9 protein-coding genes are annotated in these 8,092 nt (G+C 67.8%); 2 read left to right on the top strand and 7 right to left on the bottom strand.

Features of this window, described 5'->3' with window-relative positions; translation table 11 throughout:
• The 7 genes from VIB55_RS21400 to VIB55_RS21370 form a co-directional block, all read right to left on the bottom strand.
• Positions 1–732: Hsp70 family protein (locus tag VIB55_RS21400; RefSeq protein ID WP_331878707.1), on the bottom strand; the 732-nt coding region annotated here is incomplete at its 3' end.
• 200 nt (positions 733–932) lie between these two features.
• Positions 933–1,121 (bottom strand): hypothetical protein, encoded by a 189-nt coding sequence (locus tag VIB55_RS21395; RefSeq protein ID WP_331878706.1) that lies wholly within the window; start codon positions 1,119–1,121, stop codon positions 933–935.
• A gap of 2 nt (positions 1,122–1,123) precedes the next feature.
• On the bottom strand, positions 1,124–1,921 hold the full coding sequence (locus VIB55_RS21390) for a hypothetical protein (RefSeq protein ID WP_331878705.1): 798 nt from the start codon (positions 1,919–1,921) through the stop codon (positions 1,124–1,126).
• Positions 1,922–2,198: 277 nt separating this feature from the next.
• Positions 2,199–2,906, bottom strand: coding sequence for an LrgB family protein (locus VIB55_RS21385; RefSeq protein WP_331878704.1), 708 nt, complete (start codon positions 2,904–2,906; stop codon positions 2,199–2,201).
• Positions 2,899–3,246, bottom strand: coding sequence for a CidA/LrgA family protein (locus VIB55_RS21380; protein ID WP_331878703.1), 348 nt, complete (start codon positions 3,244–3,246; stop codon positions 2,899–2,901). Before VIB55_RS21380 ends, VIB55_RS21385 begins: the two co-directional genes overlap by 8 nt.
• A gap of 108 nt (positions 3,247–3,354) precedes the next feature.
• The gene (locus VIB55_RS21375; RefSeq protein ID WP_331878702.1) at positions 3,355–4,005 is read right to left on the bottom strand and encodes an NYN domain-containing protein; all 651 of its coding nucleotides are present in this window, start codon (positions 4,003–4,005) and stop codon (positions 3,355–3,357) included.
• A 185-nt stretch (positions 4,006–4,190) separates the two neighbouring features.
• The gene (locus VIB55_RS21370) at positions 4,191–4,832 is read right to left on the bottom strand and encodes a hypothetical protein (RefSeq protein ID WP_331878701.1); all 642 of its coding nucleotides are present in this window, start codon (positions 4,830–4,832) and stop codon (positions 4,191–4,193) included.
• Between the two features lie 600 nt (positions 4,833–5,432).
• Here VIB55_RS21370 and VIB55_RS21365 point away from each other — a divergent pair.
• Both VIB55_RS21365 and VIB55_RS21360 read left to right on the top strand, forming a co-directional pair.
• Positions 5,433–6,650, top strand: coding sequence for a VCBS repeat-containing protein (locus tag VIB55_RS21365; RefSeq protein ID WP_331878700.1), 1,218 nt, complete (start codon positions 5,433–5,435; stop codon positions 6,648–6,650).
• A gap of 170 nt (positions 6,651–6,820) precedes the next feature.
• On the top strand, positions 6,821–8,092 hold a 1,272-nt coding region (locus VIB55_RS21360), incomplete at its 3' end, for a M23 family metallopeptidase (protein WP_331878699.1).

The raw sequence follows: 8,092 nt of genomic DNA, 5'->3' as shown, positions 1-8,092 counted from the left end.
CTTGTGCTGCTGCTCGAAGCCCTGGGCCAGCCACTCGATGATGCGGTTGTCGAAGTCCTCGCCGCCCAGGTACGTGTCACCGCCGGTGGCCACCACCTCGAAGACGTTCTCGCCCACCTCCATCACCGACACATCGAGCGTGCCACCGCCCAGGTCGAAGACGGCGATCCTCCCGCGCACGCTCTTGCCGAAGCCGTAGGCCAGCGCCGCCGCGGTGGGCTCGTTGATGATCCGCAGGACCTCGAGCCCGGCGATCCGGCCGGCGTCGCGGGTCGCCTGCCGCTGCGCGTCGTTGAAGTACGCGGGCACGGTGATCACCGCCTGGGTGACCGGGGTGCCCAGGTAGTCCTCGGCGGTCTGCTTCATCTTCTGCAGGATCATCGCCGAGATCTCGGGGGGCGAGAAGCTCTTGTCCGCGTTGGGAAGCTTCACCGTCGCCAGCCCGTTGGTGCCGCTCACCACCTCGTACGGGACCATCTTCTCCTCGCTCTTCACCTCGGACTCCTTGCGTCCCATGAAGCGCTTGATGGAGAAGATGGTGTTCCTGGGGTTGGTGATGGCCTGGCGGCGCGCCACCTGGCCCACCAGCCGCTCGCCGTCCTTGGTGAACGCCACGACGGACGGCGTGGTGCGTCCGCCCTCGGCGTTGGGGATCACCACCGGGTCGCCGCCTTCCATCACGGCGACCACGGAGTTGGTGGTTCCGAGATCGATCCCAATGACCTTCGCCATGGGTGCTCCTTCAGATTCGGGTGTCAGGGACGAACAAGGGCGCCGCGCGGTGCCATCAGCACCGGGGCGCCCGCAAGCGCTGCCACGGAACAAGGCAACGCACATGCCACGTTTTTCCTGATTTTTCCTGCTATCCAGGCGGGTTCCCTGCCACTTTGGCCGCGATTGGCAGCCACTCGCGACCACTGCCCGCCAGCGATCTAGTTGCGCGACTTCACATCCGTCGCGCGCGGCGAGGACGAGCTGCCCAGGCTCCGTACGGACGTGGTCAGACGCTCCCGGAGCACTCCGGTGAGTTCGGTGCGTTCCACCCGGATCTCCGCCCCGGGCTTCGACACGATGCGCGTATTGGCGAACGCGTCCGCCAGTCCCGATTTCTCGTTGGCCATCGTCAGTACGCCTCTGGAAGAAAGGAAGAAATGCCGGCGCACGCCACCGACACGAGATTCTGCAGCTCTTTCGTGAAGAAGTCCCGCTCGCTGGAATCCAGGTAGACCACCGCCACCGTTGCGCTCTCCCCCGGGTAGATCACCGGGATCGCCATCCACGACAACCGATCCGGCTGCAGCTTTCGCGCATCGGCTTCGGTGTACGCCCAATCGGACACGAGCTCTCGGACGGCAGATTCGAAGTCGGTGCTTTCCCGTGAGGCAGAGAACAAAGCGCACTCCCGCGCCGCCTTGCCAATGATCCCGGATTCGATCCGGAACCGCCGATGCTGCCCGCCTCCGGTTCGGCAGATGTACGGCAACATCTGCTCCAGTTCCCGGGGAACCTTCAGCGGCTTTCCCTCGTGCACCACACGGTGAATCGTAACCCGGAGCCGGTCATCTGGTCCCTCACCGAGCCCACCTTCCCGCCGGACGACCGCATGAAGAACATGCAGAGCCCCCAGCAGCCCAAGGTGATCTTCCGGCCGCTTGCGTTCAAGGTCCTGGCCGCGGGCGTGAAGGACCTTCACGATGCTCGCCATTCCGAGGGCGGCGGCCAAGCCCGCCAAGACGCCGAAGTATGGGCGGCGGCTCGCGTCGGCCGCGGCCATCAGCGCTGCCACGACAGCCGTCCCGATCGCCGGAACCACGTTGAGTGCCTCGACTACCCACTTCTTGTCCCACGGTCGTTCCTTCTTCGGGCCTGGCAGTTCCTTCATCGATCCGTTCACGTCGGTGATGAACCTGATCCGGTGCATCGGCTCGCGAACAGGATAGTGGACAGAGTGTGCTCCCGTACAGCCCCTTGTTTCACCATCTCGTGAAGCGCTTCGTGACCTCTTTCCGGATCGGGTTGACTCCGCGAAGGATAAAGCCGTCACCGGCTCAGAAAGATCGCGCGGAAGCGGTGACTCGTGCGCGCCGTGTGATCCGTCGCTCCCCAAATTTGGGGCTCGTTCCCCAATTGTGGGGAATGAGCCCAGGTCGAGAGCCAAAGCCCAAGGGGCCGGCGTGGATCGAATCAGCCGCGTGTGCTCAGTTCAGCCAGCCGAGGCGCAGCAGGACCCCGATTGCGAGCGGCGCGAGGACGGCGGTGAATACGCCCATCAGGCCGATGGCGAGGGCCGCGCTCGCCGCCTCCACGTCGCCCTCCTCCGCGGCGCGGGCGGTGCCCACGCCATGCGCCGCCGCGCCGAGTGCCAGGCCGAACGCGGTGGGGCTGCGGATGCCGAGTGCCCGCAGCAGCGGCGGGCCGATCACCGCGCCCAGAACGCCGGTGAGGATGGACACGGCCGCGGACAGCGCGGGCAGGCCGCCCACCCGCCCCGCGATGCCGATGGCGATGGGTGTCGTCACGGAGCGTGGGATGAGCGAGCGGATCACTTCGTCCGAGGCGCCGAGTAGCGCGGCTGTCACCGTGGCCGTCAGCGCCCCGGCCACGCTGCCGACGAGGATCGTGAGCAGCACCGCGTTGCGCTTGCGTCCGATCTCCTCCATCTGCCGATGCAGCGGGAGTCCGAGCGCCACCACGGCCGGCCCCAGCAGGAACGTCAGCACGCGCCCGCCGCGGTCGTAGTCCTCGTATTCGATGCCGAGCATCCTGAGCGCGACGATCAGCACGATGATCGAGACCAGCACCGGGTGCAGGACCACGGAGCCGATCCGCCGCTGGAAAGCTCGCGCCGCGGCGTAGACCCCGAGCGTGGCGGCGAGGGAGAGGACGATCGCGGCCGCGTCAGGCATCGCGTTCCAGCCGCTGCTGCATCCATCCCACCACCGCCATCACAGTGACGGTACTGACGATGCTGGCGGCGACGACGGGCAGCCACTCCCGCCCGAGCAGGCCGAAGTACGTCATCAGCCCCACGCCCGCGGGCACGAACAGCAGCGCCATGTGGCGGATCAGCAGCTCGGCGGCGGGCTGCACGAGCGCCGGCCTGATCCATCCCAGGCGCAGGCTGCCCGCCAACAGCAGCATGCCGAGCACGCTCCCAGGCAGCGGCAGGCGCGCGGCGTGGGCCAGCGCGTCTCCCGCGAACAGGAACGCGAGCAGGACCAGAAAGCTCAGCGGATAGCGCCACATCGGCGGGGTTTCGGCGGCGCGGCGGAGGCGAACCCTGAAGCTCGGAGCGGCTGCGATCGGCGAGCGGAGCATCGAAGCCGTTGTTTCGACACCAGGTGGTACATCAACTCACCAGGAACCTGGCTTCTCCAGGATCACTCCATTCGCCAGCGGTATCGTCAGTGGGAACTGCGCTCGCTGCAGCGCCTTCTGGGTGATCTTGAACGAGAAGTCCGCGGCTGCCTCCAACTCCGTGTTGTGCCGCAGGAAAGGGAAAGCAACCCCTATCTTCCGCTGTGGAAAAAGCGCGCGCGTCATCTGGATTGCAGGGATCAGGTCGGTATCCCCAGAAACCAACACGACGGCGTCTCGTTCATCTCGTGCAAAGGAGTCCATCAGCTTTACCCCCAGCGCAACATCGGTCTGCTTCTCCTCGTGCCGCTTCCATTGATGGCCGCACTTCGAGCAGGCGACGTCCTTCGCTTTGAACTTAGAAAGCACCACGCGGATCCCGGTAGTCTCAAGGGCCTCGACGTACGTGGCGTGGCGGTTTACGACCTCGGCGTCGTAGGGGGTCTGGTGGTAAGCGTACGCGAAGAAGTAGTGGACGACGGACACTTCGACTCGCTCACCGAGCGCCTCTCGAATGGGCTGCAGGTGATCCGAGAGCAGCTTCCTGAGATCGAGCCATTTGACTTTCGCCTTCGACAGCTTCTCTACATCCCGCAGGGAGTAGTACACATTGAAGCCGTCCACGAGAAACGCGACCCGTTTCGCCATCCCCCGCCTCCGCGCGAAAAAAAACCCCCCGGCCCGCAGGCCGAGGGGACCCGGGGTTCTACCCCCGGGGATGTAGGGCGGAAACTACGGCTTTCTCGTTCCGCGCGCAAGTGGCTTCCGCTCCCGCTTTCGTTGAGCCCGCCCAGTTCGGGAGGCTGGTTTGCGACTGCAGTCAGGGGCGGCGGTCAGGCGGGCGGGTTCCGCCGGGCAATGAGCCAGCGGTAGATGCGCTCGTCCTGATAGGCGAGCGTCGCCGTGCCCACGTGGTCCATCCCCTGGTCCACGTACACGCGGTCCGCGGGTGGGTCGGTCGCGGGCCCCAGGCTCAGCCGCTCGATGAACCGTGCCTCGCCGCGGCGGGATACCTCGCCCGACGACATCCACACCGGGAGCCCGGGATCGCCGCCGGGCACGCGCGTGGGATCCACCGGCCAGAGCGCCGCCCAGACCCCCGGCTGGCAGAGCGCCAGGTCGAACACGCCGTTGCCGCCGAAGCTGAAACCGGTCAGGTACGTGCGGGCCGGGTCACCCCCGTGCTCCGCCTGTACGCGGCTGACGATGTCGCGCACTACGTCGGCGTAGCGGCGCCAGATGTCACCCGCTGCCGGCAGCTGCGGCGCCACGACGATCATGTCGCGTGTCGCCGCCCCATCGCTGCCGGGCCTGAGCGGTCCGTGGCGGGTTATGCCTTCGATGATCTCCGTGGGCGCGGCCTCGTCGTAGCCGTGCAGAAAGCAGAGGACCGGGCGCGGGCCGTTGGGCGCGCCGTCCGGAACGGAGAGCAGGTAACGCAGGGGCGACGCTTCCACGACGCGCAGATCGGGCATTGGCTTTGGCTCGGGAGCAGGATGAGGCAGGTAGGGAGCAACCCCCGCGCCTGCTACGGGTCACGTATCCAGTTGATCAATACGGTGTTCTCCCATGCGACACGAAACGGCGCACGCGTGGCGCCTGGACTCTTCCGTGGAAAAGGCCGCCACCTCCGGCGCGGACGGGCGGTGGCAACTCGCGTTCGATGGGGAGCTTGCTGGCGGGCCGAAGGGATTGATGCCCGGCCCTGCTGGGGCGACTGAAGTCGCGGCAACAAACACACGAAGTCCGCCTGCGCGGACTGGCGTGCGCTGGTGTGGAGGAGGTTCGGATGGCGTGGAGCGGCGCGTTTCGCGCCGTCTGCTCATCGCACGCCTTTGAAGCCGCACCGTTTTGATGCGTTCCCATTCCGCCGTCGTGCTCCCCGGTTGCCTGCGCCGAATCCGCAGGTGCTTGGTGCCTAACGCGTTCCCGATCCACGCCGCAGTGGATGGGCCGCCGGTACGCGCGTTGCCTTTCTTCACGGGCGTCCCGGTCCTCCCCCGGCCCGGGACGACGCCTCGCGGACCCGCCCCCACGGAGACCGCGCTTCCCCCGCTACACCCCGGAGCTCCCCCATGATGGACGCACACCCGTACCTCCCCCGCTGCCTTGCCGCCGCGACGCTCATCCTGTCGGCCGCGTGCGGAGACGCAGGCCAGCCCCCGCTGCAAGCCGACGCGCACCCCGGCCTGAACACGGGCGGCCACCTGTTCGCGGACGTCACCGAAACCCACCTCCCCGCTACGCCCGGCAGCAGCATGGACGCGCAGGCGTTCGACGCTGACGGGGACGGCGACCTGGACCTGTTGATCGCAAAGGAGTTCCAGCGCAACGTGCTGCTGCTCAACGACGGCACGGGGCGGATGGCCGTGGCCCCGGCCGGGACCCTCCCCGGGAGCGCGTACGACAGCGAAGACGTGGCCGTGGCCGACTTCGATCGCGACGGCGACCTGGATGCCGCCATCGCGGGCGAGGACGACCAGAACAGCGAGCTGTACCTGAACGGCGGCGGCGGGACCTTCGCCGACGCGAGCGGACGGCTCCCCGCGCGCGGCACCGCCCAGTCCGTCGCCGCGGCGGACCTGGATGGCGACGGCGACGCCGACCTGGTGTTCGGCAACCACGGGCAGAACTTCGTGTTCATCAACGGCGGCGGGCACTTCAGCGACCAGACGCACGCGCGGCTGCCCGCCGTCGCCGACCTGACGCAGGACGTGGAGGTGGGCGACGTGGATGGCGACGGCGACCCGGACCTGGTGTTCGGCAATGTCGACGACAACCGCCTGCTGCTGAACGACGGTCGCGGCTTCTTCGCCGACGCGCCGGGCCGCATTCCGCTGCGCGCCGGCATCGAAGAGACGCGCGAGGCCGACCTGGGCGACGTGGATGGCGACGGCGACCTGGACCTGTACTTCGCCAACGTGGCGTTCGTCGCCGGGGCAGACCCGCAGGATCGGCTGCTGATCAACGACGGCCGCGGCTTCTTTTCCGACGCCACCGCCCCCCGCATCGGGCGGGAGACGGCGCACACCCCCGAGGCGGATTTCGTGGACGTGGACCGCGACGGCGACCTGGACGTGGTGACCGCCAACTTCCGCGACACCAAGGCCTGGCGCGTGATGCTGAACGACGGCGCAGGCTTCTTCAAGGAAGCGACCGGGACCGTCCTCCCCTCTGGCCTGGACGGCGAAGGCGTCGACGTGGAAGCCGCCGACTTCAACGGCGACGGCCTGGTGGACCTGTACCTTTCCAGCTACGTAGGACGCGACCGGCTCGTCTTCGGGCGGCAGTGATTCCCGCGTTGGATCGTCCGTCTCCTCGTGAGCCTCGTGGAGACGGACGGTTCAGCATCGACAGAGTTGAACATCCAGAATCCGACATCCTGTACTCGGTTGGTATCATCCATGCGGCGGCGGAAGTGCTCTCCCCTACACTCCTTTCTTTCCCTCACGTTCGGAGCCCCATGAAACGTCCGCTCGGCCTCCTCGCGGTGGCGCTGTTCGCGTCCGCCTGCGGGGACCAATCGCCCACCGCCACCAGCGATCCCGAATCCGCCCTCGCGATGAAGACCGTCCGCGACGAGGCCGCGGGCGTGTCCATCGCCGTGCCCACGCACTGGCGGGTGGTGCAGGACCCGGTGCTCTTCAACACTTACGGATTCGCGCTCTTCGATCCGGCCGGCCCCCAGCAGAACGGGCACGAGCGGTCGCCCGTGGCGCGCATCGCCCTGGCGTACGAGGCCCGGCCGGAGCAGATCGGCGAGCTGGTGAGCGCGCTGATGGCGAAGTATCCGCAGTTTCCGCTGACGCGCACCGAGGTGGCCGTGGGCCAGGGGCTGCGCGGCGTGGCGGTGAGCGGGCTGCCGGGGACGGACCCGTATACCCTGGTCTACGTGGCCGATGGTGAGCGCGTGTACCGCATCGGGCTGTGGACGGAGCAGCCGGGGCTGGACGAGCGCGCCCTGGGAGTGCTGCGCGACGTGAGGCTGCAGGCGCCGCGCAAGCCGATCGCGTCCCTGGGCCTCGTCCCGGTGCGCCAGGCCATGCGCGCGGTGCCGGATGCCGCGCAGCTTGCGATGAACGAGCAGATGCGGGCGGAGCGCGTGGCGATGGTGGCGGAGCAGGGCGGCGAACCGCGGCTTTCCGCCGCGCCCGCGCCGCAGGTGAGCGCCGCCGCGTGCGAGTTCGGGCAGCCGAGCGGGTTCTTCTGGCAGACGGTGTGGGACGCCACGAACAAGTTCTACAGCGGCTACACGACGACGTATTCCGGCACCTACTACAACATGCGGCCGGGGGATCCGGGGTGGAGCGCCATGAGCGGCAACTATGGCAGCTGGTGGGGACAAGGCTACCACGTCCGCAAGTGCGAGCCGTACCTGCTGAACCAGTACTACGCGAACGACTGGCCGGCGCACAAGAACGCCAACGTATATTCCGCCATCAAGGGCACGGTCGAGTGGGCCGGGTGGGACTACTACGACAGCGAAGGCTACTACACGCTGGGCAACTACGTGGTGGTGCGGAACGGAAGCTATCGCGCGCTGATGGCGCACCTGACCAGCGTGGCGTCGGGGATCACCTGGGGCGCCACCGTGGGAATGAACACCATCATCGGATACGCGGGGAAGACGGGCGGGCCCTGGGACGAGCACGTGCACTCGCGCGTGGCGTACGGCGAGTCGCTGACCTACAACGGACAGCCGTACGGCGGCAACACAGTGTGGCCCAACCGCCTG

Source organism: Longimicrobium sp. (assembly GCF_036554565.1).
GTDB lineage: Bacteria > Gemmatimonadota > Gemmatimonadetes > Longimicrobiales > Longimicrobiaceae > Longimicrobium.
This window is presented reverse-complemented; position numbering and strand designations above follow the sequence as displayed.